General features: G+C 60.8%; 31 protein-coding genes, 1 tRNA gene and 1 pseudogene. 12 read left to right on the forward strand and 21 right to left on the reverse strand.

Features of this window, described 5'->3' with window-relative positions; genetic code table 11:
- The first annotated feature begins 194 nt into the window (after positions 1-194).
- From AB7I51_RS06275 to AB7I51_RS06315, 9 genes are all read left to right on the forward strand, one after another.
- The gene (locus tag AB7I51_RS06275) at positions 195-380 is read left to right on the forward strand and encodes a hypothetical protein (RefSeq protein ID WP_428403535.1); all 186 of its coding nucleotides are present in this window, start codon (positions 195-197) and stop codon (positions 378-380) included.
- A complete protein-coding gene (locus AB7I51_RS06280; RefSeq protein ID WP_428403534.1) occupies positions 377-688 on the forward strand; it encodes a hypothetical protein in 312 nt (103 codons plus the stop codon). Before AB7I51_RS06275 ends, AB7I51_RS06280 begins: the two co-directional genes overlap by 4 nt.
- Positions 685-1173 (forward strand): hypothetical protein, encoded by a 489-nt coding sequence (locus tag AB7I51_RS06285; protein ID WP_428403533.1) that lies wholly within the window; start codon positions 685-687, stop codon positions 1171-1173. The genes AB7I51_RS06280 and AB7I51_RS06285 overlap by 4 nt, the downstream gene beginning before the upstream one ends.
- Positions 1170-1457, forward strand: a complete 288-nt coding sequence (locus AB7I51_RS06290) for a hypothetical protein (RefSeq protein WP_428403532.1) — start codon at positions 1170-1172, stop codon at positions 1455-1457. The genes AB7I51_RS06285 and AB7I51_RS06290 overlap by 4 nt, the downstream gene beginning before the upstream one ends.
- Positions 1458-1509: 52 nt before the next feature.
- Positions 1510-1731 carry a hypothetical protein gene (locus AB7I51_RS06295; protein ID WP_428403531.1) on the forward strand — a complete coding sequence of 74 codons (222 nt, stop codon included), beginning with the start codon at positions 1510-1512 and terminating at the stop codon, positions 1729-1731.
- On the forward strand, positions 1728-2177 hold the full coding sequence (locus AB7I51_RS06300) for a hypothetical protein (protein WP_428403530.1): 450 nt from the start codon (positions 1728-1730) through the stop codon (positions 2175-2177). The genes AB7I51_RS06295 and AB7I51_RS06300 overlap by 4 nt, the downstream gene beginning before the upstream one ends.
- The gene (locus AB7I51_RS06305; protein ID WP_428403529.1) at positions 2177-2779 is read left to right on the forward strand and encodes a terminase small subunit; all 603 of its coding nucleotides are present in this window, start codon (positions 2177-2179) and stop codon (positions 2777-2779) included. Before AB7I51_RS06300 ends, AB7I51_RS06305 begins: the two co-directional genes overlap by 1 nt.
- Positions 2776-3345, forward strand: a complete 570-nt coding sequence (locus AB7I51_RS06310) for a hypothetical protein (RefSeq protein ID WP_428403528.1) — start codon at positions 2776-2778, stop codon at positions 3343-3345. Before AB7I51_RS06305 ends, AB7I51_RS06310 begins: the two co-directional genes overlap by 4 nt.
- Positions 3346-3464: 119 nt before the next feature.
- Positions 3465-3602, forward strand: a complete 138-nt coding sequence (locus AB7I51_RS06315) for a hypothetical protein (protein WP_428406157.1) — start codon at positions 3465-3467, stop codon at positions 3600-3602.
- Positions 3603-3675: 73 nt separating this feature from the next.
- Here AB7I51_RS06315 and AB7I51_RS06320 read toward each other — a convergent pair whose 3' ends face one another.
- The 3 genes from AB7I51_RS06320 to AB7I51_RS06330 form a co-directional block, all read right to left on the reverse strand.
- On the reverse strand, positions 3676-3954 hold the full coding sequence (locus AB7I51_RS06320) for a hypothetical protein (protein WP_428403526.1): 279 nt from the start codon (positions 3952-3954) through the stop codon (positions 3676-3678).
- A gap of 449 nt (positions 3955-4403) precedes the next feature.
- Complete coding sequence (locus AB7I51_RS06325) at positions 4404-4700, reverse strand: hypothetical protein (protein ID WP_428403525.1); 297 nt, start codon at positions 4698-4700, stop codon at positions 4404-4406.
- Positions 4701-4823: 123 nt separating this feature from the next.
- Positions 4824-5252, reverse strand: coding sequence for a thermonuclease family protein (locus AB7I51_RS06330; RefSeq protein ID WP_428403524.1), 429 nt, complete (start codon positions 5250-5252; stop codon positions 4824-4826).
- 174 nt (positions 5253-5426) lie between these two features.
- Here AB7I51_RS06330 and AB7I51_RS06335 point away from each other — a divergent pair, with 174 nt between their 5' ends.
- Positions 5427-5798 carry a hypothetical protein gene (locus AB7I51_RS06335; protein ID WP_428403523.1) on the forward strand — a complete coding sequence of 124 codons (372 nt, stop codon included), beginning with the start codon at positions 5427-5429 and terminating at the stop codon, positions 5796-5798.
- Positions 5799-5895: 97 nt separating this feature from the next.
- Here AB7I51_RS06335 and AB7I51_RS06340 read toward each other — a convergent pair.
- From AB7I51_RS06340 to AB7I51_RS06380, 9 genes and pseudogenes are all read right to left on the reverse strand, one after another.
- Positions 5896-5979 (reverse strand): annotated as a pseudogene (locus AB7I51_RS06340) (transcriptional regulator); the annotation flags it as partial.
- A 117-nt stretch (positions 5980-6096) separates the two neighbouring features.
- A tRNA-Glu gene (locus tag AB7I51_RS06345) sits at positions 6097-6172 on the reverse strand.
- A gap of 129 nt (positions 6173-6301) precedes the next feature.
- The gene (locus AB7I51_RS06350; protein ID WP_428403522.1) at positions 6302-6901 is read right to left on the reverse strand and encodes a bactofilin family protein; all 600 of its coding nucleotides are present in this window, start codon (positions 6899-6901) and stop codon (positions 6302-6304) included.
- A gap of 84 nt (positions 6902-6985) precedes the next feature.
- A complete protein-coding gene (locus tag AB7I51_RS06355) occupies positions 6986-7939 on the reverse strand; it encodes a tyrosine recombinase (protein ID WP_428403521.1) in 954 nt (317 codons plus the stop codon).
- A 121-nt stretch (positions 7940-8060) separates the two neighbouring features.
- Positions 8061-8204 (reverse strand): oxidoreductase, encoded by a 144-nt coding sequence (locus AB7I51_RS06360; RefSeq protein WP_428403520.1) that lies wholly within the window; start codon positions 8202-8204, stop codon positions 8061-8063.
- 377 nt (positions 8205-8581) lie between these two features.
- A complete protein-coding gene (locus tag AB7I51_RS06365) occupies positions 8582-9184 on the reverse strand; it encodes a septation protein A (protein WP_428403519.1) in 603 nt (200 codons plus the stop codon).
- A gap of 6 nt (positions 9185-9190) precedes the next feature.
- Entirely contained in the window at positions 9191-10237 is a 1047-nt protein-coding gene (ftsY, locus tag AB7I51_RS06370) for a signal recognition particle-docking protein FtsY (protein WP_428403518.1), read from the reverse strand.
- A gap of 99 nt (positions 10238-10336) precedes the next feature.
- On the reverse strand, positions 10337-10825 hold the full coding sequence (locus tag AB7I51_RS06375; RefSeq protein ID WP_428403517.1) for a VOC family protein: 489 nt from the start codon (positions 10823-10825) through the stop codon (positions 10337-10339).
- A complete protein-coding gene (locus tag AB7I51_RS06380; protein WP_428403516.1) occupies positions 10809-11297 on the reverse strand; it encodes a MarR family winged helix-turn-helix transcriptional regulator in 489 nt (162 codons plus the stop codon). Before AB7I51_RS06380 ends, AB7I51_RS06375 begins: the two co-directional genes overlap by 17 nt.
- Positions 11298-11521: 224 nt before the next feature.
- On the opposite strand from AB7I51_RS06380, the gene AB7I51_RS06385 reads away from it, so the two are divergent.
- Positions 11522-11989: a VOC family protein gene (locus tag AB7I51_RS06385; protein ID WP_428403515.1), complete on the forward strand. Its 468-nt coding sequence runs from the start codon at positions 11522-11524 to the stop codon at positions 11987-11989.
- Between the two features lie 106 nt (positions 11990-12095).
- On the opposite strand, the gene AB7I51_RS06390 is transcribed toward AB7I51_RS06385, so the two are convergent.
- On the reverse strand, positions 12096-12425 hold the full coding sequence (locus AB7I51_RS06390; RefSeq protein ID WP_428403514.1) for a hypothetical protein: 330 nt from the start codon (positions 12423-12425) through the stop codon (positions 12096-12098).
- A gap of 366 nt (positions 12426-12791) precedes the next feature.
- Between AB7I51_RS06390 and AB7I51_RS06395 the strand changes: the two genes are divergently transcribed.
- Positions 12792-13097, forward strand: coding sequence for a hypothetical protein (locus tag AB7I51_RS06395; RefSeq protein ID WP_428403513.1), 306 nt, complete (start codon positions 12792-12794; stop codon positions 13095-13097).
- A gap of 500 nt (positions 13098-13597) precedes the next feature.
- On the opposite strand, the gene AB7I51_RS06400 is transcribed toward AB7I51_RS06395, so the two are convergent.
- The 8 genes from AB7I51_RS06400 to hglS form a co-directional block, all read right to left on the reverse strand.
- Positions 13598-14377 carry a hypothetical protein gene (locus AB7I51_RS06400; protein WP_428403512.1) on the reverse strand — a complete coding sequence of 260 codons (780 nt, stop codon included), beginning with the start codon at positions 14375-14377 and terminating at the stop codon, positions 13598-13600.
- A 750-nt stretch (positions 14378-15127) separates the two neighbouring features.
- Positions 15128-16066 (reverse strand): IS1595 family transposase, encoded by a 939-nt coding sequence (locus AB7I51_RS06405; RefSeq protein WP_428403511.1) that lies wholly within the window; start codon positions 16064-16066, stop codon positions 15128-15130.
- A 640-nt stretch (positions 16067-16706) separates the two neighbouring features.
- Positions 16707-19352 (reverse strand): PAS domain S-box protein, encoded by a 2646-nt coding sequence (locus AB7I51_RS06410; RefSeq protein ID WP_428403510.1) that lies wholly within the window; start codon positions 19350-19352, stop codon positions 16707-16709.
- Positions 19306-22572, reverse strand: a complete 3267-nt coding sequence (locus AB7I51_RS06415; RefSeq protein WP_428403509.1) for an NAD-glutamate dehydrogenase domain-containing protein — start codon at positions 22570-22572, stop codon at positions 19306-19308. Before AB7I51_RS06415 ends, AB7I51_RS06410 begins: the two co-directional genes overlap by 47 nt.
- A gap of 139 nt (positions 22573-22711) precedes the next feature.
- Positions 22712-23137: an ATP-binding protein gene (locus tag AB7I51_RS06420; RefSeq protein WP_428403540.1), complete on the reverse strand. Its 426-nt coding sequence runs from the start codon at positions 23135-23137 to the stop codon at positions 22712-22714.
- A 22-nt stretch (positions 23138-23159) separates the two neighbouring features.
- Positions 23160-23492, reverse strand: coding sequence for an STAS domain-containing protein (locus tag AB7I51_RS06425; protein ID WP_428403508.1), 333 nt, complete (start codon positions 23490-23492; stop codon positions 23160-23162).
- 131 nt (positions 23493-23623) lie between these two features.
- Positions 23624-24901 carry a cystathionine gamma-synthase family protein gene (locus tag AB7I51_RS06430; protein WP_428403539.1) on the reverse strand — a complete coding sequence of 426 codons (1278 nt, stop codon included), beginning with the start codon at positions 24899-24901 and terminating at the stop codon, positions 23624-23626.
- 45 nt (positions 24902-24946) lie between these two features.
- Positions 24947-26353 (reverse strand): 2-oxoadipate dioxygenase/decarboxylase HglS, encoded by a 1407-nt coding sequence (gene hglS / locus AB7I51_RS06435; protein ID WP_428403507.1) that lies wholly within the window; start codon positions 26351-26353, stop codon positions 24947-24949.
- Between the last annotated feature and the right edge of the window lie 67 nt (positions 26354-26420).

Here is a 26420-nt window from a genome sequence, read left to right on the forward strand (position 1 = left end):
CTCCACGTCCGACGCCCCGCACCAACACCATCATTCGCAGCCGCCATCTGGTGTCCACCTCTTCGATGGTGGACACCTAATCAACTCCACATGCAGAGCGGTAGGCGGTCGTCCGATCACGCTTACCCACAGGCCAGCGCCATTGCGGTTGCCGGCGGCCCATTGCGCGTCGAGCCAAGGGAGATGCGGCTCGAGTGAGCTCTCTCGCGTGCGGAAGATATCAGAAGATTTACGAGCGCATGGAAGCCGAGCGCGAGCGGCGGCGCGATTGGTGGGCGCGTCCCGTCGAAGGCTGGCGCGATGGCCGGCTGACGATCCGCAACATCGCCCGGGACGAGAGGGTCGTTGTCGGTTTTGAGAAATGGAGGGCGGGACGATGAACCGTCACCGTCTCCAAAATCGCCGCGCGCATGAAGCTATCCGTTTTTCCTTCCGGGGGCGGCCCTACACGGCGGGCGTTGGCCGATTCCCTGACGGATCGGTGGCGGAAATCTTCATCGATGCGGAAAAGCAATCCACCGACGCCGCAGATGACGCCCGCGACGCGGCCGTCTGCCTTTCGCTCGCCCTGCAATATGGCGTTCCTCATGAAGCCATCCGCGCCGCCGTGACGCGCGAGAGCGATGGTCGGCCGTCCGGAATTGTCGGCGCTGTGCTCGATTTGTTGGCGGAGGGCGCGGCGCGATGACGATCCTCGGAATAGACCCCGGCCTTGATGGCGCAATCGCGGTTCTGACCGACAGCGGCGAGCTTGTCGAAATCCGTGACATGCCGACGTTGCTCGATGGCGCGAAAGGACGCCGAGCCGTTAATCCGGCACTGTTCGCCAGCATCATCTATTCGACGCAAGCGAGCCGCGCCTATTGCGAATTGGTCGGGCCTCGTCCGACAGATGGAACAGCCGGAGCCTTCGGCTTTGGCCGCACGCGCGGAATCATCGAGGGCGTGCTCGCCGCTGCGGGCGTTCCTCTCGAATTGATCGCGCCGCCGGCCTGGAAACGAAGCGCTGGCATAGCGCCGGGCAAGGAAAACAAGGACAGCGCGCGCAGCGTCGCAATCAGCCGATGGCCTTCGCAGGCGGCGCTTTTCGCCCGCAAGTGTGACTGCGATCGCGCCGAGGCGGCGCTGATCGGTGTCGCCGGCCTGCTGCGGGAAGGGAGGGCAGCGGCATGACAGACGATCCGAAGATTCTTGTTCCATTCGATCACGACGAAGCGATCCCAATCCGCATTATGGCGCGGCTCGCCGGCATATCAGAACAGACGGCGCGCAACTGGTGTGCTGAGCACGGACTCGGCCGACGCATTGCTGGCCGCTGGTGGGGCTCGCGCGTCGCCCTTGCGATGTTCCGGGACGGCGATAAAGCAGCGCTGAACGCCTATCACGCCGGACAAAGAGACGGCCGCGTCGCCGACTATTTTGCCCGCGTCCGCGCACAAAAACTCAAAAATCTCTAATTCCCAAAATCTCGGCATGGCGCATGAGAATCCGCGCGCATAGATTCCGCTCATGTCCTCGCTCGACACAAACCAAACCGCGCTTGCGCTCGCCTGCGTTGTCGATGCGCTCGCCAGCGCAATTGATCCAACCGGCGCTTCTCTTCGACTAGCGCGCCGTCATCTCGGCGACGGCCTTCTGCTTGCCGAGCAAATGGACGCAGCAGACAGCCCTGTCGCTGAGATCGTGCGCGTATTGATCGCAAACCTAGAGGAAATGGAGACAATACATTGACCGATGCGCCCGCCCTTCTCCAACATCGTTTTCAGACCGCTGAAACGCAGCGCAATGTTTGGTTCGCGACTGTCGAAACGAACATCCAGGCAGAAGACGTGCTGAAGCCTGATTTCTGGCGGCATCTCTCCGGACAGATACAACCTTACGACGTGATCGAAGTCGGCGTCGATTCATGCGAGTGGCGTCTGGAGCTGCTAGTCTGCGATGTCTGGCACCAGGGCTGCCGCGTCGTCGAATTGGGCCGCATCGAAATGGGCGGGCAAGAGGTCGAGGATCAAAGTGCGGGCGATGACATGCGGGCGAGATGGCGGGGTCCGGTCAACAAATGGTGCGTTGTTCGCATTGCGGATGGGGTCGTGCTCAAAGGCGGTATCGGAAACAAGACTACCGCATTTGACGTTCTTTCAAGGATCGCTGCTGAACGAGCGCGCGCGGGGAATTGATGCCTGTCCTGGAGAACCCCCGCCACGAAATCTTCGCCCGAGAGATCGCCAAAGGCGCGTCTCAGCGGGAGGCTTATCGTGCGGCGGGTTATGAGGGCGAGAACGAAGACGCCGTCGACGCCAGCGCTTCCCGACTGCTAACCGACGCTAGGGTGGCGCTAAGGATTCAGGAAATCCGGGCGGCTGCGGCCAAGCGTGCCGAGATCACCATCGAGCGCACCCTGCTTGAACTCGCCAAGATCGGCTACGCCGACATTCGGAAGGCTGTCCGATGGGGCGAAGAAGTCGCCGTCAAGGATGCGGACGGCAACGAGGCCATCAGTAACGGCGTCGCCATGCTGGACAGCGTCGAGATTGACGACGACACGGCTGCGGCGATTGCGGAGGTCGCGCAGACGCGCGACGGCATAAAAATCAAGTTTCACGACAAGCTCGGCGCTCTTGAGAAGATCGGCAAGCACCTTGGAATGTTCGTCGACCGCCATGAGCACTCCGGCAAAGATGGCGGCCCAATCGAGACGCGCGAATTGTCTCCGCTGGAGGCGGCGCGGCGCATCGCTTTCGCCTGGGCGAAGGGCGAGCGGGAACTGGAGGGAAAATGAGCGGGATTAGTAATCTTGCACGCTTCGCCATGGGAACGGCTGGGGCTGGAGCGCTTGTCGGCGGCTATGGCGAATATCGATCCGGCATGGCGGAGGCGGGAGCGATCGATGCTTCACGGCCCTATGATCTGATCAACGCTGCCAATCAGGCGAAGTCGCTCCGCTATGGAGCCGATACTGCTCTTGCCGGCGCTCAGCGGCGCGCCGAAGGTAGTGTCATCGACAAGAACATGGCGCTATCGCGCGCGAAGGCGGTCGCTGGGGCATCTGGAGCCGGAGCGTCCGATGCGACTGTCGTCAATCAGGAAGCGCTTATCGAAAACCAGGGCGAATTCAACAAGGCGCTCGAGATGTTTGGCGGACAGGATCAGTTCAATCAGATGAACAGTGCCTCGGATAACGCGCTGATTGAGGGCGTCAACACCTATAACTCGAAAGGCGTTCAGGCGAGCCGATTGCGGAGCTCCGCACTGACGCAGGGGCTTGGGACGTTTTTCGGCGGAGCCAGGACGATGTTTGATATTTACGGCAAGGCCGCTTACCGCCAATATCCGAAAACATATTGAGAAAGCCCAAGAAACCGCCGTCGCCGTTCGAAAGCGCCGAGGCTCGCGAGGCGTTCAACACATCGTTGCGCGCGGCTTTTACAGCGAGCCGAGCGCTGACTGACTTCATCGAAGGTGTCTTGCGCGACAATCCCGATGTCGAGCCGCTGGCCGCGATCGAGCTGGCGGCTGCGGCAGCGCGTGAAGCTGAAAAGGCATGGGCTTACTTCTTGCGGCTCTCCCACAGGAGCTTTCCCGACAAGGTGAGCCTCAACTGAGTCGCTAGCGTCCGTCTACGACTACGCGCCTGTGGTGTATCTCGCAGGCGCGCCTCTGCTCATGACCGCGGTGTCACGGAGAAGCCGGGGACGGCCTGCACTCGAACACGCACTCCTTTAGATCGTTCGCCTGTTCGCGCACGCAGGCGGCGAACACTTGAGGGCCGGTTTTCAAAGGCGTTCCGCATTCTTTCAGATCGACTTTGTGCGTGTTCACACATCGATGTACGCAGCCGCCAACCAGCCCGTGCGCCGTCTCCGGCAGAAAACCAGCCCACGCCTGCGCCGTCTCCGGCAGAAAAGGAGTCAGCGCCATAGAAACGAAAAGTGCCACCAATGTCCTGGTCAACATCTTCTTCCTCCCAATTGCTTTGGCGTCGAAAAGGCCTGTCGGCGAGGTTCGCCACAAATTGGGCCAAACCCTTGTGTTGCAATTAAGGCTGCGCCGCGTGCTGCCGCTATTTGCGGCCCTTTTTCCTCAGCCCGGGCAAGGCGTTCGTCGCGGATATCGAAAAGATGCACAAGGTGACGGAGGCGAAATTCCGTGAGCGTCAAGCGACGCTTGAGGGAGCGGATTTGCCAGAGGCCATCGCCATGCAGAAGCTGCGCTGATGCTCGATCTTGAGCCTCGGCCGGATAAACTCGGCAATAGACGCACGATGCTGAGCGGCCTGGGCTCTCTTCTTGCGTCTTCTGCAAACGCAGATTTTGCGTTTGCATCTCCATAGCGCGCATCGACTGCTCTGGCGCAACAGGAAACGGTTGGCGCGCAGCGTGTTCCTACGAGTTACTGACCAGCATTTAGCGTCGGCCACGATGCAGATCACGGCGGCTATAAGGGGAGCGACGATAACCTGGCGCGGGTTGGCCGTATCGCTTTTGCGGAACACGTCCCTCGACGCCAGACGGCGGCAGATCGACGCCAGATGGCGGCAGATCGGTGCCAAACGGCGGCAGGCCGAGCGCATCGGGATTGAACTGAGCAGCAGCCGGTCCAGCCGCCAGCTGCCCAAATCCTATCACGAGCGAAATGCCCAGCGCCCGGCAGAGGCTCCTTCGACAGCCTGCCGCGAAAATCCGATCAAGATTGATTGTCATCGTTTTTGCTCCTTAGCCGGGATTCCTATCATTGTAGATTTATCGTGCGGTGATAGACGGCAAGACAGAACCCGCTGTTGCTTCAGCGCTGACCGGACTCCCCGCCGCGAGCGGTCGCAGCGGCTATCGCGCGGAATGGCGTTGCTCTTTGCGCCACTCCCAAGGCGCTTGTGTATGTCCTGCCCATACGCCGCGACGGTTATTCTTGGCCTCCTGCTCCGCGCCAATGTAGTCCGACGAATAGCGGCGGTACGCGAAGGCGTTGCCGCTTCTGACCAGCCAAAGCCCTACATCCTCGCCGCGGACCCGGCAGGCAGCGACGGTCCGCCCATAGCGGTCGACATCCTTCTCCCGGCACGACACGGGCGACTGTCCGATAAGTTCGTCCAGAGCCACCGCTGCGTTCTGCCCGCAGCGGTAGGGTTGGTTCGCGGCGTCGAAACACGGCTGCCCCTTCTCAGGCGCATCGACCCCATGGAGGCGGATGCGCTGTCCCTGAATTTCGATTGTATCGCCGTCTATCACTGACGCTCGCCCGACGATGTCGGCCAAGCAGACGCCAGAGGTCATTGCCGCAAGCGCAGCGACGAGCAAGCGAGTCGTCATGCCGATTTGTGGCCCTTCATGAAAGCACAGTATAAAGACGCCCATTGGCTATGTAGAAAGGTCGACTCAGCTTTCGTCGAAAGAGTGGGCTGCATCGACGAGGGAGGAACCGTTTAAGCGATGGAGAGGGATGTTGGCGGTGTGATCGGATTTTTCTGTGGCGTATTTATCGCCGCAGTAGTCATCGTCTTCGTGGCCTTGGCCTCAAGCGCAAGTGCGACAGACCAACGGAACGCTTGCCGTGTTGCCGCGCTAACTGATTACACCCAAGCCAACCAGGCCTTGCTCACTAAGTCGGATCTGCCGATGACCGTCGAGACGACAATCGCCCAACGACGGTTACAAGAAAGGTATTGCCTTAGCGCCGCACAGTGTCAGCTTGCGAGCATGCCGCCACAGCAAACCACAGTGGCTTTGGACGTAGCCTTTTCGCGCTGCTTGCGCGACGAGGCTATGGAAAAATACGAGCTGGCTCCCGCTACCGGCAACTAAGGCGACAAAACTGTCGGTCGTCCGCGATCGTTAAAAAGGCGGGGTGCGCCAATGGCATGGCCGCGAAGCGCTAATCCGCGGTCGGGTGCGCAACTAACTACCTGCGCTTCCTCAACCTGACGCCTGGCCCTTCGCCATTTTCGTCGACAAAGATCACGCCAGCCTTTTCGAGGGCGGGACGGGGTTCATAGGCGCTGCGTCCGCCGAAATTCACCGGCGTTCCGGAGCAGCTTTTCCGTATTTTTTCCGTATGGCGGGCTATCGAGGCCAAAATCCAATGCTAACACATTGATTTTATTGGCGCTCCCTAGGGGACTCGAACCCCTGTTTTCGCCGTGAGAGGGCGACGTCCTAGACCGCTAGACGAAGGGAGCGGGAAGGAGCGTTCTATAGACCGCCGGCTCCCCCCGCACAAGCGCGAGAACGGGCTGAGACAGCCTTGCGACGCGGCGTCGCCGGCCAATCAATTCAATCAATGAAGCTTCGCTCCGCCAGCAAAAGTCTCAGCCGCGCGCGGACGTCTTGCGGCCGATGAGCGTGCGCGTCGCGGCGCGCTTGCCGTCGCCTTCAGCCGCCAGATACAGAGACCGCTTGGCGGCCCTGGCGCCCGAGGCGCTGCGCACCGCCTCATTGATGCGCTCGATCGACGAGGTCGAGGGCAAGTTCGCTGACTTGGGCGGCACGGCCGCGACCTCGACACGTTCGGCGCGTTCGCCGCCTGCTTTCGCGGCCGGCGCGGGCTTGGCGGCGCGATAATCCTCGAGCGCCGTCAGTTCGCCGGCGATGACGGCGCCCTTCTCCAGCTCGATCTCGCCATAGGTGATCCTGCCTTCGACGCGCCCGCTGGCCCGAACGACGAGCAATTGCTTGATTTCGACATGGTCGGAAATCCAGCCGCTGACGTCGGCTTCGGTGGCGCTGACATTGCCGCGAATGACGCCGCCCTGCCCGACCTGAATGACGCGCGCCGAGACGTCGCCCTCGATCGCGCCGTCGACGATGATGAGATCGGAGGCCGAGATTTCGCCCTTGAGCGTCACGCCGGCGCCGATATAGGCGACATTTTCTTCATCCGGTCGAAAGTCCATCGCGTTCTTCGCCATCGCCCAGCTCCTCGGTCGCGAAAATGCGCGCAAAGCTTACGTTGAGCGCATCTCGACATTCAACGGGAAAATGCCCGAGTCGGCTCAGCGCGTTTTTTCCGCGGCTTCCGACATTGGATGTAGATCGCGCACCATGGCGCGCATGCGCTCGTCGAGCACATGGGTATAGATTTGCGTCGTTGAAATGTCGGCGTGGCCGAGCAGCTCCTGCACGACGCGCAGGTCGGCGCCATTCTGCAGCAGATGGCTTGCAAAAGCGTGACGCAGCGCATGCGGATGCATGGCGGACGCCGACAGGCCGGCGGCGCTCGCGAGCGCCTTGAGTTCGCGGGCGAAGGCCTGGCGCGTCAGATGGCCGCTGTCGCTGTCGGCGGGGAAGAGAAAGGCGGATGCGGCGCGCTCGGGCGCCGTCGCCTCAAGCAGCTTGCGGTACGAAAGAAGCGCGCGGCGGGCGCGATCGGTCAGCGGCGCCAAGCGCTCGCGCCCGCCCTTGCCGCGAATGGCGATGAAAGGATCGCGTGCATGCGCGGCGCTTTTCGGCAGCGAGACGAGTTCGGAGACGCGCAGGCCGGTGGCGTAAAGCGTTTCGAGCAGCGCATAAAGCCGCGTCGCCTGCAGCCGGTCGCGCGCCGGCCGGCGCTCATCGTCAAGCCCTTCGCCGGCGACGGCGAGCAAGCGGTCGATTTCCGCTGTGGAGAAGACGCCCGGCGCGCTGCGCCGCATGCGCGGTCCCTCGAGCGCCGCCGCGGGATCGTCGCCGCGATGGCGATCGACATAGAGAAATTTGTGGAACTGGCGAATCGCCGAAATCCGCCGCGCCACCGTCGCCGCCGACATGCCGCGCGGCGCCAATGCGGCAAGATAGGCGCGAATCTCTTCCGTCGTCGCCGCGCCGGGATCGCCGCCGTTTGCCGAAAGATGCGCGATGTAATCGGAAAGGTCGCGCCGATAGGCGTCCTGCGTATTGCGCGCCGCGCCGCGTTCGGCGGCCAGCATGTCGAGAAAGGCGTCGAGCTGGCGGGAAGCGCCGGGCGTCATGCGCTCAGATCCTCGAATGTCGATCCTCGTCAGGCCGCATGCCTGACCCGAACTCCTGCGCCGCTGCGTCTCTTCACTTGCCGAATTCGCGATAGCCCTGCGCGCATCGAGAATGACGCGCTCACTTGTTCAGCCGCTGCGCTGGAATCGTATAAGTCATCTGGCGCGGCTGCGGCGTCACATAGGAGACGAGCGCGACCATGGCGCCGTAGACGATGGCGACGACAGCGGCGACAACGACCAGAAAGCGGATGAGACTGGGCAATGATTCGACTCGACCCCGGAAAAAGCCTGCGACTCTATTCGCCCGAACGCGCCGCGATTGCAACCCGCACGTCGGTCGACTGCAATCAAATGCCTGAAATCCTATATGAACTTCGGCGTGGCCGGGCGACGAAAGGCAAGTGCCAAGTGTGATGTCGAGATCGAACGCCGCTTAAGCGATTCGATCGCCCAAACGGCTGCGCTCTTGATGATGGAGGCCGTCGGTTAGAGCGCGCTGCGAATTAACTGAGTCGGTCATAGTAGCTTTGGCGGGCCAGGAGGCTCGCGGTCCAAGGGCGACGGACCGCGAGCCTCCTGGCTCGCATCGCTGCGAACAGGCCGGAGTTGCTGCATTTAATTCGCGGCGCCGACTTAACCTCAAAAATGCACTTCCGTATCTTCGTCCTCGCGACGGATTTCATGGCGCATGATCAGCGGCGCCTGAGTGAGGGCGAAGATAATCGTCAGCGGCAATATGCCGAAGACCTTGAAATTTACCCAGGCGTCGGTCGTCAGCACGCGGCGCAGAACTTCATTCAGCCCGGCGAGGGCGAAGAAGAACAGGCCCCAGCGTATGGTGAGCTTGCGCCAGCCGGCGTCATCGATATGGATCGCCATGTCGAAGACGATCGGAAGCAGCAGCTTGCCGAAATAGAGCGCGCCGATGAGGCCGGCGCCAAACAGCGTGTAAAGGATCGTCACCTTAAGCTTGATGAAGGTTTCATCGTGCAGAAAATAGGTCAGCGAGCCGAACACCAGCACCATCGCCGCGGTGACGACCGGCATCGCCGGCAGGTGCCGCGTGATCGCCCAAGAAACAGCGAGAGTAAGGACGACGCCCGCCATCAGCACGCCAGTCGCGGCGAAGATGCCATATTTGGCGTTGGCGACGAAGAACAGCAGCAGCGGTCCTAATTCCAGCGCGAGCTTCAGCCAGGGATTGAGCTTCTTCTTAACCGCTACGGCCGTTTCCTGCGTCATCTGTCTTTAGCTTTCCGCATCCGCCGTTTCTTCAAGCCCCGCGATCGCCCGCGCAAAGTCGCGCGCCTCGAAGGGCTCAAGGTCATCTGCGCCTTCGCCGACCCCGATGTAATGGATCGGCAGTCCATAGGTCTCGGCGATGGCGACCAGAATGCCGCCGCGCGCCGTGCCGTCGAGCTTGGTCATCACCAGGCCAGTGACGCCGGCGACGCGCTCGAAGACGTCGACCTGCTGCAGCGCGTTTTGACCGACGGTGGCGTCGAGAACCAGCAGCGCCGCATGCGGCGCTTCGGCCTCTGCTTTTTTGATCACGCGCACGATTTTTTCAAGCTCGGCCATCAGTTCGGCGCGGTTTTGCAGCCGCCCCGCCGTGTCCATGAGCAGAATGTCGGCGCCCTGCTCCTTGGCGCGCCGGATCGCGTCAAAGGCGAGGGCCGCCGCATCGGCGCCTTCAGCGCCCGAAACGACTTCGGCGCCGAGCCGCTCGCCCCAGACCTTAAGCTGCTCAACCGCCGCGGCGCGGAACGTGTCGCCCGCCGCGAGCACCACCGACTTGCCCTCGCCGCGCCATTTGGCGGCGAGCTTGGCGATCGTCGTCGTCTTGCCCGAGCCATTGACGCCGACGACGAGGATGATGAAGGGCTTCTTGCTCTCGTCGACGATCAGCGGCGCGGCGACCGGCGCGAGGACGCGCTCGACTTCGCTGGCGAGAATAGCGCGCACTTCCTCGGCGTCGATGTCGCGCTCGTAACGGGCCTTGCCGACCGCCTCGGTGATCCGAGTCGCGGCGCCGACGCCGAGATCGGCCCGCAGCAGCACGTCTTCGAGCTCTTCGAGCGTCAGCGCGTCGAGCTTCCGCTTGGTGAAAACGTCGGCGACGCCCTGGGTGATCGCCTGCGAGGTGCGCGACAACCCGCCGGAGAGCCGCGACCACCAGGAGCGCTTTTCTTCCTCGGGGGCCGCCTCGACCGGCGTTTCGGGCGCGGACTCGTTTTGGCCGCCGCCGAACAGGCGGGAAAACATGCCGCGCTTCTTGCCATCGTCAGTGCTCATGCAAGCGGATGCCTACACCAGACCGGGCGAAAGGGCTAGAAGCGACGCGACCGGCGCAGGGATCGGCGCAAGCGCGCCGATCCGCCGTTCGCCTTGGCGCTAGGCTGTCGCCTCGGCGCAGCCCTTGGCCATCGCCTCTCGTCCCGCCGCCGCGATCTCTTCCGGCGTCAAATTGCGGACATGGGTCGCGATCGACCAAACATGGCCGAAGGGATCGATCACCTGGCCGTAGCGGTCGCCCCAGAACATGTCGGCGACCGGCATTTTCACCGTCGCGCCTCCGGCGACGGCCTGCGCGAAGACAGAATCGACATCGTCGACCATGAGATGAATCGTGACCGGCGTTCCCTTGAGCGCCTTCGGCCCGAGCGCGCCCCATTCCGGCATTTCGTCGACCAGCATCACCGTCGAATCGCCGATCTTCACCGAGGCGTGCATCAGTTTTCCGTCCGCGCCCGGCAGGCGGAAGGTCTCTTCGGCGCCGAAGGCTTTCTTATAAAACTCGATCGCGTCGGACGCGCCGGCGCAAATGAGATGCGGCGTGATCGATCGCAGGCACGGGGTATTTTTCTCAACATTGGCGTTCATGCTGGGAGTCCTTTCCTTCAGTGTGAGTTTCAGCCCCTAACTTTCGCAGCGCTTTGCGAAGCTTTTGGCCTTCGCTTTGCGACAATTCAGCGTCGAGCGCGGCATGTTCGCGCCGCCAGATCGGCAGCGCCGCCGCGAGCTTCTCAAGACCCGCATCCGTCAGAAACAGTCGGCGGGCGCGGCGGTCCTTCTCATCGAGTCGCGTTTCGACCAGTCCGCGCCGCTCAAGCGATTTCAGCGCGGCGGTCAGGGTCGTGCGGTCCATCGCGAGAAACTCGGCGAGCCGTCCCAATGTCGGCGCCTGCGGGGCATTGAGCGCCATCATGAGAGAAAACTGCCCATTGGTGAGTTCCAGCGCCGCGAAGGCGCGATCGAAGCGCCGCGCCAAGCGACGCGCCGCGCGTTGCGTCGCAAGGCAGAGACAGGCGTCGCGAACCTCATGAACGACCTCGATCGGCAGTTTCTTCGACATGGCTTTTTTGACAACGCGGCGTTATGTTGATATCAACGTTTATCAGTCTTGTCCAGTCTTTCGTTCGAAGCGTAAGTGTCGCGGGGAATGTCATTCCCGACAGGCCGCAGGCCTGATCGGGAATCGAGAGTCACAATACGCATGTTGGAGAAGCTCTGGATTCCCGATCGCGCGCCAAGCGCGCGTCGAGAATGACAGCGGCGAAATAATCGCAAGGAGCACCCATGAATCCGAAAGTCAGAACCTGTCTCGCCTTCAAGGATCGGGCGGAGGAAGCGGCGCGCTTCTATGTTTCGGTCATTCCGGATTCCAATTTCGAAGGCGCCTTCCGCCGCGAGCCGAACGGGCCGGCGGTATTGGTCTCCTTCACCCTCGCCGGGACGCCCTATCAGGCGCTCAACATGGGTCGCGACACGATCCACAACGAGGCCTTTTCGATCTCGGTGATGACCAAGGATCAGCGCGAGACCGACGAGATTTGGGAAAAGCTGCTCGAGGGCGGGGGCGCCGAAATCCAATGCAGCTGGCTGAAGGACCGTTTCGGAATCTGCTGGCAGATCGTGCCCGAAGCCCTGCCGCGCATGTTCATGGATGAAGATCGCGCCGCCGCCGCGCGCGCCTTTCAGGCGATGCTCGGCATGGTGAAAATTGACATCGCCGCCGTCGAAGCCGCGTTTCGCAGCGCGCTCTAGTCGGCGCAGCGAATTAAACGCGCCAACCCCGGCTTGTTGGCGCCCAAGCGAGCCTGGAGGCTCGCCAAAGCTATTGTGACCGGTTCAGCTATTTCATAGCATCGCCTTAAGCCGAACGCGCGATCGGCGCGGCGTCGCTTTTCGCGGCCATGGCGTCGCCCTTGGCGGCGACCGCGTTCCATTCCTGCTCCCAGAAATCGGCGACGCCGAAGCGCGCGATCACCGCGCCCTTTTCATCGAGAATGATCACCTCGTCGAAATCGACGACGTCGAGCGCCGTCGGGCTGGAGAGCTCCATTTCGAAGAAGCGGCTGACCTCGGCGACGACGCTGGCCGCACCGGATGATTCACGCTCATATTCGCGCAAGGGCTTAAGCTTGACGTGACCGCCTTCGGTCTCAATGAATTTGACTTCACGAATACGAAAAACAGGCATTGTTTTCACTCCCCGTCAGCAACGGGCACAAATGTGAAATTGGCTGATTCAGCGTCGAGTCAAGAGGCAAAGCAAGAGCTAGGCTGTCGTCTCACGCGCTTACGCATCCGGAAGCGCGGACAGCCACGGGAGTCGTCATTGCGAGCTGGAGGCGAAGCAATCCAGAATCCGCCTGCGATTCTGGATTGATTCGTCGCTGCGCGCCTCGCAATGACGGCCTTGAGCGCCCTTAAACGCAAAGTCGGTCCCGGGCGATCTGGACCGCGAGCCTCCGGCTCGCACGAAGCGTTCAAACGAATAACGCATCAGACGTCCTATGGAGATTTTGGCAGCCGACTCTCTCCTGGACGCGCAGCAGGATCATAAATGGCCAAGGCGTCAGAGCGACATATTCTGATATCGGAAGAGAGCATCCTGCAGATTGCGGCGCATATTCTCACGTCCGGAAAAGCGCCGCCCGACGAGGACATCGCCAATCAGAAAATTATCGCAAGACTGATCGAGCTGATTACCAGACTTCCCGAGGCGTCGCCGCGACTGCTGAACTGTCTGTCGGATTGCGCGCACTTCATGAAAATAAGGGGCCACGAAAATCATTTCGACGAAGCGAAGATTTACGCGGAACGCCAACGCCGATCGAAACGCGCAACGCCATCAAAGCGGGGCGGTTAGCGGCGCCAGCATGTGAGCCGCGACGAACAGCCGTCGCTTTGCGAACTTCAAATTGCCCGATTACCCGTTAGCGCCGCTTGTCACTACCTTCAATGGGAGACGAAGACGCGCAGGCCTTCGAACTCGGGTTAATTTCTGCCTACCTTCAGCCGTCATGCCCGCGCTTGTCGCGGGCATCCACGCCGAGACATCGCGAAATGCGTCGCCAGGAGACGCCATGTCCGACTCATGCGCTCACATTTGCGTCGTGTGAGCGCGTGGATGGCCGCGACAAGCGCGGCCATGACGCGGTGAGATGACGCCCTGTTAACCTGGACGCGGAGTCCTCCACGCCGACGGGCCCTATTGACACCACCGGAATAAATTCGCATTTATATACTTGACAAAAGTAGGAGCGTAGTCCTAGATTCGTGACCGTCGCGAAAGCGGCTGGCTCCCCGAATGGTCAAGTGTGTAAGCGCGTCGCCTGAGTTAGGAGGCGCATCGTGAGTGAGAGTGCTTCACTTAATGTAAGGCTCTATGAACCTGTCGAGGGCATCGATCGTCTTCGTCGTGACCTGAGAGAGGTGAAGGAGAGTTGGGATAACAGGCTGATTCTCGAAAACAGCCCCTTTTGGGAACTTTATATCAGCGGTCGTGCTGAAATTGTTTTCTATGGCGATTGGGGAGTTGGACATAATAAGTTTGATTGGTTTGTCCGCGTTCCCGCCAGCCGCACAGTCTTTCATTCGATTCGTCCCGATCGTGGCGTTTATGCCTGCAACGCAAGCAATGGAGACGATTGGCACAAAATCGTTATGTTTGTTGTCGTTGCAGAGGCTGGTAATAGCCCAGAGGTCGAGGTTCATGTCCCTGCACGGTTGTACGTTTGTAAAAATAAAGTCTGCAAGGTCGGGGAATGCCTTCTCTACCGAACGATAACGGCCGGTGGCTTTAAAGTCTTCCCATTTATCATGGAACGGGAAGTTAGGTTGTTTCCCGGTAACCCCGGTAGCCCCAGTTGCTCCGATAATGGCAGCTGTGATCCAGTAATCCAGAGATTCTCTGAGGTTGTTGACTGCATCCCCGATGATGCAGCCGAAAAGCTGAGAGATTGGCTCTTTGGGTCTGTAGGTAAGCTCAAAGCAATCAGGGTTAGCCAACAAAACATGGGTGCGCGCCCTTTCGACCCCAATCTCATACAGGTCTCTGGAAAGTGGGGCAGAATGCTTGATAAGCGTATCAATGTGGCTGTTGGCCCGTTTGATCTTTAAGCGGGATGATTTAGATACTATGGACATGGCAAGCGACCTTATCGACGAAACAAAGCTCCTAATGCGCGCACTTCTGCGCCAGCCGCCGAAACTTCACGACGATATGAAGGTCGGCAAGAAAAAGTCTGCACAAGAACAGCCAGCTTCGAAACCCAAAAGAAAGGCGTCGGGAACGAGCCCCGACGCCAAGCGTTAACCAATCATTGACGATTGCATGGCGGGGTAAGACCATGACGGAGATCGGTTTCGATTCTCAATCGCAAGGCGTCGTCGCCGGGCACATGCAAGGTGCATATGTGGGTTGCGCCAGCGGCTCGAATGCTCTGCCAATTGTGATGGCACGGAAGGTCGTCGGCGATACGACCGCTAAAATCATTCGTCTCGCCGACATACACCGCGTCCCATCGCAAATTTGGCGCGAGCTTACAGAATATGTAGACTCCGGCTCTGGCATCGTAGCGCACGCCGATAGGGTGAAGCTGGAAATCATATTTTGTTTTGCTAGCGCCCCACCAGCTTACAATGATAGGTGAGTCGACAGAGGGATTCGGATTTAGCAGATTCATTTTCTCGTAGCCTCATTGGTTACGGGTCTCCCGGCCCGCTTCAAGGTTTCTCAGGCCAATGAGAAGCGGGCCGGTCTCTCGACCGATTCGAAATCGTTCCAATATATCTGAATCTGTACAACTCAAGGTGGAGGTCTGTGGATTTCACGTGCCATTTCGGCGATTTCTCCACACTAAGAAGTGCTTAGCGAAATGTTTTTTGCTTTTAAGTTTAGTTAATTGGCCGATACGTCAGGCGCTTGCCTTCTATACCCTTCATGGCAAGTGCCGTCCGTTCCCCATCGTTTACGCCGAGGGCGGTGCGGTTGTTATGGCGAAACTCAAATTCGTTCAAATAGCGCTGTAGGTGCTGCTCGCTGCAAAAGCGATAAGTGCCCTTCATTGAACGCTTGAAGTTGCCGAAAAAGTTCTCGACGGCGTTTGTCGTTTGGCCTTCGTCGCCGACGTAATAGCCGCTCTGGTTCATGCCGTGCTCAACGGTCTTATGCGCAGCAAACTCTCTGCCGACCTTGATATAAAGGCGGCTTTCGTCCGTATGCAGTTCTGACTTGCGATGGGCATTCGTGACAAGTATCTCGCGCACTGTCTCGACCGTGGCGCTCTTGACGTGAAACACGCGGGCGCGGCCCTTGGGTTCGACAAGAGCGACGACGCCAGCTTTATGGCTGTGGCCCTTCTTGTAGCCCTTGGCGCGCTTCGAAGAGTTGCCGTAGTAGGTTTCGTCGGCTTGGACGCTCTGGCCTTCCCCGCCCATGGGCGCGGGCGCAAGGTCTTTCATAGCCTCGCGCAAGCGATGCATCATGAACCAAGCGGTTTTGTAGGTGACGCCAAGCGAGCGGTGAATTTCGTGAGCCGAAACGCCGTTCTTGCCAGAATTGAACATATGCGCAGCCATCCACCACTTTGTGAGGGGGACTTTGCTGCGCTCGAACACGGTGCCAACAGTGACGGTGAACTGTTTCTTGCACTCTAGGCAATAACGGAGGCCAGGCCGATGCGACTGCTTCTTGCCAGCAATGAGCGCAATACGGTCAGGGTCAGCGTTGCCGCAGTGAGGGCAGATCGCGCCATTGGGCCAGCGGACGCCTTCAAGCGCCTCGCGGGCTTTGTCTTCGTCCTGAAAGATGGGGTTTTGGAAAACAGCGGTCATATGGGCGACTCCCTATGACTGCAATCCTACCATTGTCCCAACTTTTGTCAAGTATATAAATGCGAATAAATTCCTATCATCCTCTCGCCTTCGTCAAGCGAGGGCGCGGCTCAGGGTCGGGCGGCGCCGGCGAGGGACGGATCCGGCGGGACGAACGACCCTCGTTCCCTGGTCCGGCGGCGCGTCGCCGGTTTGGGCTTCTCTCCTTTGCGCGGAGACGCATGAGCCCCTTCGAAGAGCCGCAAGGCTCGAACGAAACTCATGTGCAGGCTTTGAAGGCCCGGACCACAATATCCGAGGATGGCGCAGGCGTCGGTTACCCGAACGATGGGGAGCGGCTCCCTCAGCCCGGAGGCGGCGAGACGACGCGATCCGTGTCCGGGAGAAACCGGCAGTCGAAGACAATTCTTAGCGCTGCGGCCAGCGACGGCCGGGGCGTCCCGGACCGCTCGCCCCCGCGCCTCACGGCGCCGGGAACTCTTCGCGCGCCCATTTTGGCGCATCCGTTTGAACGGGTCTGTCATTCCCGACGCGCGAAGCGCGATCGGGAATCCAGAGCAAAGCCAGCATTTCTGAATTGGCTCCGGATTCCCGGTCAGGCCTTCGGCCTGCCGGGAATGACATGGCCCGAGCAAACGGTTCAGCGCACTTCCGCCACCACCATGGCGATGTCGTCCGACGCGGGCGCCTCGCCGCGAAAGGCGCGCACGTCGGCGAGCGTCGCCTTGATGAGGTCGCCCGGCGAAAGGTCGCGATGCTGCATGAAAGAGGCGGACAGGCGTTCGAGCCCGAAGAAGTCGCGCTGGCGGTTTTGCGTCTCGGTGATTCCATCGGTGTGGAACAGCAGCCTGTCGCCCGGAGCGAGTTGGATGTTCCCCTCCTTGAAATCGACGCCGCGCATGACCCCGAGCACCAGGCCATCCGCGTCGAGCTGCGTGCACGCCAAGCCTCCGGCGCGCAGCAGCAGCGGCGGATTCTGGCCGGCGTTGGCGTATTGCAGCATGCACGTCTGCGGCGAGAACCGGCAACAGAACATCGTGATGAAGAGGTCCGAGGCGCACAGATCCTCGTGCAGCAGCTCATTGAGGTCGCGCAAAAGTTCGGCCGGGCCGCATGTGGCGTTGGTCGACCGCCGCGTCTCGGCGCGCAGCGTGCTGCGCACTTCGGTCATGATCAGCGCGGCGCCGACGCTATGGCCGGAAACGTCGGCGATAACGATGTCGATCACGCCGGAATTTTCGAAATAGTCGAAATAATCGCCGCCGACATGCGTCGCCGGCACGCAGATTCCGGCGATTTCCATATGCGGCGTGCGCAGCGGCGCGCTCGGCAGCAGCGACAGCTGAATGTGCCTGGCGATTTCGAGCTCATGGCGGCTCTCCTCGATCCGGCGCCGCTCGGAAACATCGGCGTGAACGCTGACGAAATGGGTGATGCGCCCCGCCTCATTGGCGACCGGCGAGATGAGCAATTCATCCCAGAAGGAGACGCCGTCCTTGCGGTAGAATTTCACCGTCACCTGACAGCTCTTGCGATGCGCGATGGCGTTGCGGATCTCTTCGATCGCCGCGGGATCGGTCTCTGGCCCGCGCAACAGATGCATGCTGTGCCCAAGCAGTTCCTCGCGGGCGAATCCGGTGATCCGGGAGAGCGCCGGATTGACATAGACATTGGGAACGCCGGGCGCCCGCGCATCCCAGATCGCGATTCCGATCGGCACGGATTCGATTGCGCGATTGCGCACGCGCAGCGCGTCCTCGAACTTCTTGCGCGCCGTCATGTCATGGTCGACGCCGCGCCATTTGATGAGCCGGCAGTCTTCGTCGAAAACCGGCGCCCCGGTCGACTCGGTGTAGACGTCGCCGCCGTTTTTATGCCGATAATGGTTGACGACGTGGTGGAACGGCCGACGCGACGCGATGCGCCCGCCCGCGCTCTTTACGACGGCGCCGCTCGCAGGCTCCTTGGCGAAGAGGTCAAGATAGGTTTTGCCGACGACCTCTTCGGGCCTCATCCCCAACACGTCCTCGACCGCGCTGCTGCAGTAAGTGTAGCGGCCGTCCTTATCCTGCTCCCACAGCCACTCGCCGGCCATGTCGGCGATCTGCCGGAAGCGCTGCTCGCTCTCGAGCAGCGCCTCCTTGTCGCGCTTCTGTTCGGTGATGTCCTGCTGGATGGCGAGATAATGGGTGATTGCGCCGCCGGCGTCGCGCAACGGCGTGATGATTTCGGACGCCCAGTAGAACTCGCCGTCCTTGCGTCTGTCCTGAATCTGTCCGCGCCACTCGACGCCGGCGGAAATGCTTTCCCACAGGCGCCGATATTGATCGCTCTCCGTCTGCTTCGATTGAAGCATGCGCGGATTTTGGCCGATGAGCTCATGCGGCCGATAGCCGGTCAGAGTCGCAAACCGGCCGTTCACATATTCAATTTCGCCATCCTTGTTGGCGATCATCACCGCGATCGGACTTTGCTCGATGGCGGCGGAAAAGGTCAGCAGCTGCTCCTCAGCGCGTTTGAGCCTGGTAAGATCGTGGGTGACGCCGACAAAATAGCGCTTGCCCTTGAGCCGGATTTCGCCGATCGAGAGATACATCGGGAAGGTCGTGCCGTTCTTTCGTCTTCCGACGACCTCGCGGCCGACGCCAATGATCTTCTTGACGCCGGTTTTCTTATAGGCGGCAAGATAGCCGTCATGCGCCTCTCGATAGGGCGAAGGCATCAGCAGCTTGACGTTTGCGCCGAGCGCTTCTTTGGCGCGATAGCCGAAAAGCTTCTCCGCGCCTTTGCTGAACAGCAATATCTCGCCGGCCTCGTCGATCGCCACAAGGCCGTCGGCCATGCCGCCGAAGATTGTTTCGAGCTTTTCCTTGATGTCGTCGAGCGCATCCGCCTCGCTCAACCCCTCGTCGATAGGACGAAGCTTGATGAGCGCGCCGCCGTCGTCGCCGAGAGGATCGATCTCGCAGCGGACGTCGATCGATGTTCGATCCTTGCGACGAATGCGTAACGACAGCCGTTCGCGGGCCTGCGTCGGCCGCGATGGTTCGCGGTCGCCGCCGTTGCGCGCGACAAGCTGCGAGAAGAAAGATCGGCCGCGAAGCTCGCGCTCGGAATAGCCGGTCAGCCGTTCGGCGGCGCGGTTCATCGTTCGCAGGACGCCAGAAGACTCAAGAACGCAAAGCGCCTCATCGAAGGCGTCGAGAATGGCGCGATCGGCGGCCAGCGTTTCCATCGGGCTAAGAAACCCCTGCCTGCGCCGAAACGCCCTGACGCCTTCGCTCATCTTCCGCGCGGACGCCGGTTCGGGTGCGATAGGCGGCGTCGCATGAGTCGACGAGCGCATTCAGCTCAGCGACGAACGCCGCAATCGGCGTGAGCGTGTTGAAAAGCGAGGACTCCAGTTTGAAGGCCAGCCGCTCAAGACCGGCGAGCCGGAATTCGAGGCCGACGTTACGGAACAAGGCGCGAGGATCGGCGATTCCGGTAAGGAATTGCATGGACGCGATGCGCGCGGCCGCATCCCTCATCCTTGAGTCGAGCGCGGCCTGCAACTGCTGCTCCCATCGATCTCTCGGCTTCACCTCCTCCAGAAAGGCGGTGAGCTTTTTCAGTCCGAAAAGATTGGCCGCCTGATCAAAATAGGCGCCGGCCACGCGCATGTCTTCTCCCGACTCCCGGCTGAGCGCGACCAGGAAAGGAAAATCGCCCAGGCGACTGAAGTAGGGCTCTCCCAGCCCATCCGCCGGTTCGGCGGCGCCCACGCGCGCGCGGTAGTCGCGAAGATCAAAACGCCAGCGTTCAATCTCTTCATCATCCGGGCTCAGTCGATAGCCGCGCCGCATCGCCCATCGGCACATGTCGGCAAGAGCGTCTTCAAGCTGAAGCAGCAGTCCATATTCCTGCGCGGCGTCGAACTGGCCTTGCGCGCCGAAGGACGCGCGCCATCTGTCGCCTTCGAAAATTCGATCGAAGGAGAGGTAGAGTTTCACGGCATAGCTGAGCAGCGCCGGCGTCAGCCCCTCGCCGAGCAGGAGAATACGGACGCCCGCCTGATCGACCACTCTATTGCAAATCGCCGTGACGGCGATTTCTCGCGCGAGCGAATGGCTTTTGATCCGGTCCGGAAAATGAGATCGCACATATTCGGGAAAATAGCCCGCCAGAAACTCATTGGCCCAAGACCCTTGCAGGAATGACTCGTCTTCAAGCAGCCGCTGTTTCAGCGCCAGTTTCGCGCTCGCCATAAGCAATGCAAGTTCCGGCCGCGTCAATTCCTTCGTCTCGCGCGCCGCGACATCCTTGCGCGTGGGGAACGCGTCCATAGTCGTATTGATATAGCCGGCGTTTTCGAGTTGCGCCGCGATATCCATGAGCGGTTCGAGATTGACGAGACAACGCGCCCGGTCCAACGACAGACAAAGACTCTGCTGGTCATTGTCGTGCAACACGGTCGCGCAGACTTCATGAGTTAGGGATTCAAGAAGCGCGTTGCAGTCGCCAGGCTCCGGCGCATCCCGATCGCTACTTGTGCGCAGCAACGTCTTCAGATTGACCTCGTGATCGGAGAGATCGACTCCCGCCGAATTGTCGACAGCGTCGGTGTTGATGCGCCCGCCCTTCAGCGCATATTCTATACGCGCCCTGTGGGTGAACCCCAGATTGGCGCCCTCTCCAACAATTTTGGCGCGAAGCTGCAACGCATCGACCCGCGCGCTATCATTAACGCGGTCGCCGACGCAGTCATTCGTCTCCGAACTTGCTTTGACATATGTGCCAATACCGCCCATCCACAACAGGTCCACGGGCGCCGTCAACAGCCAACGAACCAGCGCCTCGCCATCGGTTGTGCTGTGCCGTACGCCGAGCCAGGCGCGCACCTCGGGGCTGAGCGCAACGTCCTTGGCGTCGCGCCGATAGACGCCGCCACCCTCCGAGAGCAGCGCCGGGTTGTAGTCGCGCCAAGTCGACCGGGGCATATCGAACAGGCGGCGGCGCTCGGCGAAGGAAACCTCCGGGTCGGGATTGGGGTCTAGGAAAATGTACCGGCCATCGAAGGCGCCGAGCAATCGGATATTTGGCGTATGCAACATTCCATTGCCGAAGACGTCGCCATCCATCGAGCCGACGCCAACGACGGTAAAAGGTTCGGCGTCGACATCGCGACCAAGCTCATAAAAGTGCCGTCTGACGCAAACCCACGCGCCGCGCGCGGTAATGCCCAATTTCTTGTGGTGATAGCCGTGCGCGCCGCCGCTCGCGAAGGCGTCGCCGAGCCAGAAGTCGTAAGATTGAGAAATCTCGTTGGCGACGTCGGCCCATGTCGCCGTGCCCTTGTCAGCCGCGACGACGAGATAGGGATCCGGATCGTCATAAGCGACAAGCTCCGGCGGCCGAATGATCTTCGAATCCTTTAGATTGTCGGTCAGATCGAGCAGCCCGCGCAGGAATTGCGAATAGGCCTCCTTTCCCAGCCGCTGACGCTGCGTCGCGTCCTCATAGGGAAGCTTCAGGACAAAGCCGCCTTTCGCGCCCTGCGGCACGATGAGCGCGTTCTTGATCATCTGGGTCTGCATCAGGGCGAGGATTTCGCTACGAAAATCCTCCGGCCTGTCCGACCAGCGAATGCCGCCGCGCGCGACCTTGGCGCCGCGAAGATGTACGCCTTCCATCGACTGAGAATGAACGTAAATTTCCGCCATTGGTTTTGGCGCCGGCATGTTGAAGACGCCGAGACTGCTGATCTTCAAAGCGATGAAGTCTCGCGCCGATTCGCCCGAAAAGTAGAAGTTTGTGCGCACCGTGGCGTCGATGAGATTGAAGAGGTCGCGCAGAATGCGGTCGTCGCTGCCGTCGACGACCTTGTCGAGAATGTCGACGAGCTGAGCCCGGATCGGCGTGAGCAATTCAAGTTCGATCTCAAACGAGTCGCGTCTCCCGTGATCCGGCTTGAATCGCGCTTCGAAATAACGATACAGCAGGTCGACGGCCGCCGGACTTCGTAAAAGCCCAAGATAGATGCGGGCGCGCCCGAGCCGGACGCCGAGCTGCTGATAATAATTGCAGTAAGCGCGAAAAAGATCGATCTGACGCCAATCGAGTCCGGTCGCCAGGATCAGGCCGTTCAAGCCGTCGCTTTCGACCTCCGCCGCAAGCACCGCTTCGAGCGCCCGCAACAATCGCGGGCGGCAGCGCGCGAGGCTCATTGCGCCGGGCGCCGAGGGCTCGACCGCAAAGCTTCGTATGAACCGCGGACCGGCGCCAAGATTGAGCCTGAACCGGATTTGATCCGAGACGCGCAATCCCAGGTTCTGCAGTATCGGCAGGAGTTCGTCGAGCGAACGCTCCTTCGCGCCGATGAGGCGAATTTCGTAGCTCGCGTCGCCGGCGCCGCGCAGCGGGCGGAGTTCGACGATTTCGCGCGCGCTGTCTTCGCCGCTCTCGATCAGCGCGATGTCGCGCGCGGCGCGCGACGCCGGCACGAGATAGCGATAGGACTTCGGCAACCCGCGGAGCGCATCCGCTGACAGTTCGCGTCCGATGCGGCGTCCGGCGCGGCTGAGGAAGCGGCGAACCGACGCATCCCAGTCAGCGGTGCGGGATGTATCGGGCGCCGATGTTTCCGGAGAGCCAAACACGGGAGGTCTATGCGATCTTCTTGCGCATTTCGAGCACATTGCCCGAATCCGTCTTGCGATATTGAACCGAGTCCATCACAGAACGGATGAAAAATATGCCGCGGCCACGTTCGCAAAGTTCACCAAAGTCGGGCGTCGGCACGGCGGCAAGATCGAAGCCTCCGCCATGATCAAACACGCGCACGGAAAGATAGGCGTCTTTAACGGAAAGACAGATCCGAACCGAGTCCTTCGCGTGCGCTGCGACGCTGTATTGAATCGCGTTGGCGACGGCTTCGGTCAGCGCCAGATTGAGATTGAAAGCGAGGGTGTCGCGTTGATCCTCTTGAATGTCCAATTCCTTCGCGAGCTGTTCGGCGACCGCGCCAACGAAACGCAAATATCGCGTTTCATTTGGAACGACGATGTCCAGATTGACCGCCGTCTCGCACATTTCGACCACCGCCCATTTCCATTCAGGCGCTCAGCGCCGTTTGCAGGCTAGGATAAATGTCGAAAACTCTATGCAGCCTTGTCAACTCGAACATCGATCTCACGCGCGGCTGCAGCCCCGCCAACGCAAATCCGCTTGAGCGCAAATTCGCGTTCTTATAGCCAGAAAGCAAGGCGCCTAAACCCGAGCTGTCGATAAATTGAACTCTCGCGAGATCGATCACCACATTGTGTGCGCCGCCCTCAAGCGTTTTCAGCACCAGATTCTTGAGCTCTCCGGAGTTATGCGCATCGATGCGATCTTCCTGGATGCTCAAAACGGTGCGATCGTCTCGCTCTTCCGTAGCTACTCTCATTGTCCAGCCTCGGCTCGATTTCGGATCGCGATCCGATACTAATTAAATATGTCGGCGTCCCCGCATTTAACAGTCCCCGGCGCGAAGCTTGCGGCATCCTTTTTTCTTCAGGCGCCTTAGACTTGAGCATTTCAGCCAAAAGCTAGGGCGAGATCGGCAATGAGGTCGTCCGGATGCTCGATGCCGATCGAAGCGCGAATGAGCGAAGGCGTGATGCCGATTTCCCGCCGGGCTTCCTCGGTCAGTCCCGAATGCACCGTGGTCGTCGGGTGGCAGATCAACGATTCCGAGCCGCCCAAGCTCACGGCGAGCTTGAAAATCTGGAGTCGATTGAGAAAGGCGAAGGCCTCCGCCTGCCCGCCCACGACCTCGAATGAGAAGGTCGAGCCGGCGGATGTGGACTGGCGCTCCATCAGCATGCGCTGGGGGTGGTCGGGCGGCAGCAGCGGCGGATAGTGAACGCTGGCCACTTTGGGATGGCCCGACAGAAATCTTGCGACGATCGCGGCGTTCTCGGCGGCCCGGTTCATGCGCAAGGACAGCGTTTCGAGAGACCGGCCGAGCATCCAGCAGGAATGCGCGTCGAGCTGCGTGCCGATCGCGCTGCGCATTGCGCGAATGACCTTAAGATGCGCGCAATCGCCGACGACGGCGCCGCCGATGAGATCGCTGTGTCCGCCGACATATTTGGTCAGCGAATAGAGCGAGAGATCCGCGCCGTGCCGCAGCGGCGACTGAAATACCGGGCCGAGCAGCGTATTGTCGCAGCAAATAACCGGGCGCGCGCCTTGCTTGCCCGCAATGTCCTCTGCGATGCGCCGCACGAGCGCGATGTCGACGAGGCTGTTCATCGGATTGGACGGCGTCTCGATGAAAATCATCGCGATGCGCCCGACGTCCATCGCGCGGACGGCGGCGGCGCGGATGTTCTCCTCGTCAAGTCCGTCAGTGAAGCCGACGCCGGTCAATCCGAACGGCGCCAGGGTTTTGTCGATGAGAACTTCGGTGCCGCCATACAGCGGCCGGCTGCGCAGGATCGTTTCTCCGGGCCGCGCAAACGAAAGTATCGTCGTGACGATCGCCGACATGCCGGAGGAAAAAACGAGACCGCACTCGGCATGTTCGTAGACCGCCAGACGATCCTCGACAATTTCGAGATTGGGATGATTGAAGCGCGAATAGACGAGGCCGGTCTCTTCGCCTTCCGGCGGCGTACGACGGCCGGACATGTAATCAAAAAAGTCACGCCCATCTTCCGCCGTTCGAAACACGAAGGTCGACGTCAGAAACACCGGCGGCTTGACCGCCCCTTCAGACAGCGCCGGGTCGTAGCCATAGCTCAGCATCAGCGTTTCCGGTTGAAGCAGACGGTTGCCGATGCTGGCCTTGTGGTAGCGCGCGCTGTCCATCGTCATTCCCTCTCCGCCGCGCCAAAGCCGGCCGACTGCGCCTGTTCAAACTTGAAGAGCGGCGACGCTATCGAGGCCAAGCGCCTTTAGGCTTGCCGACAGGGAGCGCGTTTCCTCATCTTCATAGAGCGTGAGTTCATTAAGGATCGGCGCGCCGAGCGCCTTCTCGAAGGCGCGCCGGTCGGCGCGCTCGGTGAACTCTTCCGCGCGCTGATCGCCGAGATTCGAGCGAAAGATGCCGGCGGCGCTGACGGGGAGAAAATCTTCGTAAAGGATCGGTTCCACGCGCAGGGCTCCGATCCGAAGGAGATCGTCCACCGAAGGACGAGACGCCAACTCCCCTGCCCGCGCTTTCGCATCGGGAGAATAGCGGAAGTAGGCGAGCTTCTCGCGTCGAAGCGCCTCATCATCGTCGGGAAACGCCGCGAAGCGTCGGGTCAGCGCCGAATGATAGGCAAGCGCATTTCCGCCATCCGTCGCGAGCGGAGCCTCGGCCTGAGTCTCGGCGAGGAGCCGGTCGTAAAGCGCGCGTCCTTTCGCGGTCAGCGCGGCGCCTCTTTGCTCGATCTCGCCGAAGCGGGCGGCATGGGCGCCGCTTGTGCGCCGGCCATCCTCCTCGATGAACTCGATAGGCTCAGGATTCGCCTTGAAGCTCGTTTGGCGCAGCAGGATCGGGCAAGAGCGACGCGGCGGGCCTTCGATGATCGCCTTCGGATTCATGCCGTGCTGCTCCATCATCGCAGCATGCGCGGCGTCAATATCGAGCGCGTGCAAAGTGAGATGATTGATATGCGGCCCTTTGAAGCAAACAATGTCGGCAAGTAGCGGATGCGTCGAATAGAGCCTGCGATAGACGTCGGACGAGACCGTCGCCTTCCCGTTCCAACGGAATATTTTTGTCGCTTCAGTGATAAATTCCCGCGCCTCTTCGTCATCGAAGCCGCGCGTTTCGTGGAGATCGATCAGCATCCGGCAGCGCGGCGTGAATATGTCGCGCTGCGCGAGAATTTTTTCTGCGATCTCGCGCGCCTGCGCATCGGCGATGAGATCAGGTCTAAGAAGCGAGCAAAAGATTCGAAACGGGCTCGCACGCAGAGCGCTTTCGCCGATCGGCCGGAAGGCGGTCGAATGTACCGGAAGTCCGGCGACCGACAGATCGTAATAGCCGACCGGCGCCATGCCCATGATCGCGAAGAGCCGGCGCAATGTCGCGAGCTCTTCGGCGGTCCCGATGCGAATGGCGCCATGGCGCTCGACGTCGAGTCGTTCAAGCTCGCCGCTCTCTAGAAGGCGCCGCTTCAGTTGCAGGTCATCGGCCAAGCACTGCCGATTCGTCTCAGCCACAAGAGCTTTCATGGCGCGATACTGTGGCGCCTCGGCCTGATACATGTTCGAAATCGCCGAGGCGAATATCGCCCGAAGGGCGTCGGCGGAAGCAGAAGACTGGTTCATCGCAGCCCCTGACTGATCGAGGTTTGCATCTCGTCATTTAAGTCGTCGGCGTCGCAAAACCACGGGC

It is taken from the genome of Methylocystis sp. (assembly GCF_050246715.1).
Classification (GTDB): domain Bacteria; phylum Pseudomonadota; class Alphaproteobacteria; order Rhizobiales; family Beijerinckiaceae; genus Methylocystis.

Coding starts and splice junctions, on each gene's coding strand:
- AB7I51_RS06280 (WP_428403534.1), top strand. CDS start 377: ATGAACCGTCACCGTCTCCAAAATCGCCGCGCGCATGAAGCTATCCGT.
- AB7I51_RS06285 (WP_428403533.1), top strand. CDS start 685: ATGACGATCCTCGGAATAGACCCCGGCCTTGATGGCGCAATCGCGGTT.
- AB7I51_RS06290 (WP_428403532.1), top strand. CDS start 1,170: ATGACAGACGATCCGAAGATTCTTGTTCCATTCGATCACGACGAAGCG.
- AB7I51_RS06295 (WP_428403531.1), top strand. CDS start 1,510: ATGTCCTCGCTCGACACAAACCAAACCGCGCTTGCGCTCGCCTGCGTT.
- AB7I51_RS06305 (WP_428403529.1), top strand. CDS start 2,177: ATGCCTGTCCTGGAGAACCCCCGCCACGAAATCTTCGCCCGAGAGATC.
- AB7I51_RS06310 (WP_428403528.1), top strand. CDS start 2,776: ATGAGCGGGATTAGTAATCTTGCACGCTTCGCCATGGGAACGGCTGGG.
- AB7I51_RS06320 (WP_428403526.1), bottom strand. CDS start 3,954: ATGTTGACCAGGACATTGGTGGCACTTTTCGTTTCTATGGCGCTGACT.
- AB7I51_RS06325 (WP_428403525.1), bottom strand. CDS start 4,700: ATGACAATCAATCTTGATCGGATTTTCGCGGCAGGCTGTCGAAGGAGC.
- AB7I51_RS06335 (WP_428403523.1), top strand. CDS start 5,427: ATGGAGAGGGATGTTGGCGGTGTGATCGGATTTTTCTGTGGCGTATTT.
- AB7I51_RS06350 (WP_428403522.1), bottom strand. CDS start 6,901: ATGGCGAAGAACGCGATGGACTTTCGACCGGATGAAGAAAATGTCGCC.
- AB7I51_RS06355 (WP_428403521.1), bottom strand. CDS start 7,939: ATGACGCCCGGCGCTTCCCGCCAGCTCGACGCCTTTCTCGACATGCTG.
- AB7I51_RS06365 (WP_428403519.1), bottom strand. CDS start 9,184: ATGACGCAGGAAACGGCCGTAGCGGTTAAGAAGAAGCTCAATCCCTGG.
- ftsY (WP_428403518.1), bottom strand. CDS start 10,237: ATGAGCACTGACGATGGCAAGAAGCGCGGCATGTTTTCCCGCCTGTTC.
- AB7I51_RS06375 (WP_428403517.1), bottom strand. CDS start 10,825: ATGAACGCCAATGTTGAGAAAAATACCCCGTGCCTGCGATCGATCACG.
- AB7I51_RS06380 (WP_428403516.1), bottom strand. CDS start 11,297: ATGTCGAAGAAACTGCCGATCGAGGTCGTTCATGAGGTTCGCGACGCC.
- AB7I51_RS06385 (WP_428403515.1), top strand. CDS start 11,522: ATGAATCCGAAAGTCAGAACCTGTCTCGCCTTCAAGGATCGGGCGGAG.
- AB7I51_RS06390 (WP_428403514.1), bottom strand. CDS start 12,425: ATGCCTGTTTTTCGTATTCGTGAAGTCAAATTCATTGAGACCGAAGGC.
- AB7I51_RS06395 (WP_428403513.1), top strand. CDS start 12,792: ATGGCCAAGGCGTCAGAGCGACATATTCTGATATCGGAAGAGAGCATC.
- AB7I51_RS06400 (WP_428403512.1), bottom strand. CDS start 14,377: ATGTCCATAGTATCTAAATCATCCCGCTTAAAGATCAAACGGGCCAAC.
- AB7I51_RS06405 (WP_428403511.1), bottom strand. CDS start 16,066: ATGACCGCTGTTTTCCAAAACCCCATCTTTCAGGACGAAGACAAAGCC.
- AB7I51_RS06410 (WP_428403510.1), bottom strand. CDS start 19,352: ATGAGCGAAGGCGTCAGGGCGTTTCGGCGCAGGCAGGGGTTTCTTAGC.
- AB7I51_RS06420 (WP_428403540.1), bottom strand. CDS start 23,137: ATGTGCGAGACGGCGGTCAATCTGGACATCGTCGTTCCAAATGAAACG.
- AB7I51_RS06425 (WP_428403508.1), bottom strand. CDS start 23,492: ATGAGAGTAGCTACGGAAGAGCGAGACGATCGCACCGTTTTGAGCATC.
- AB7I51_RS06430 (WP_428403539.1), bottom strand. CDS start 24,901: ATGGACAGCGCGCGCTACCACAAGGCCAGCATCGGCAACCGTCTGCTT.
- hglS (WP_428403507.1), bottom strand. CDS start 26,353: ATGAACCAGTCTTCTGCTTCCGCCGACGCCCTTCGGGCGATATTCGCC.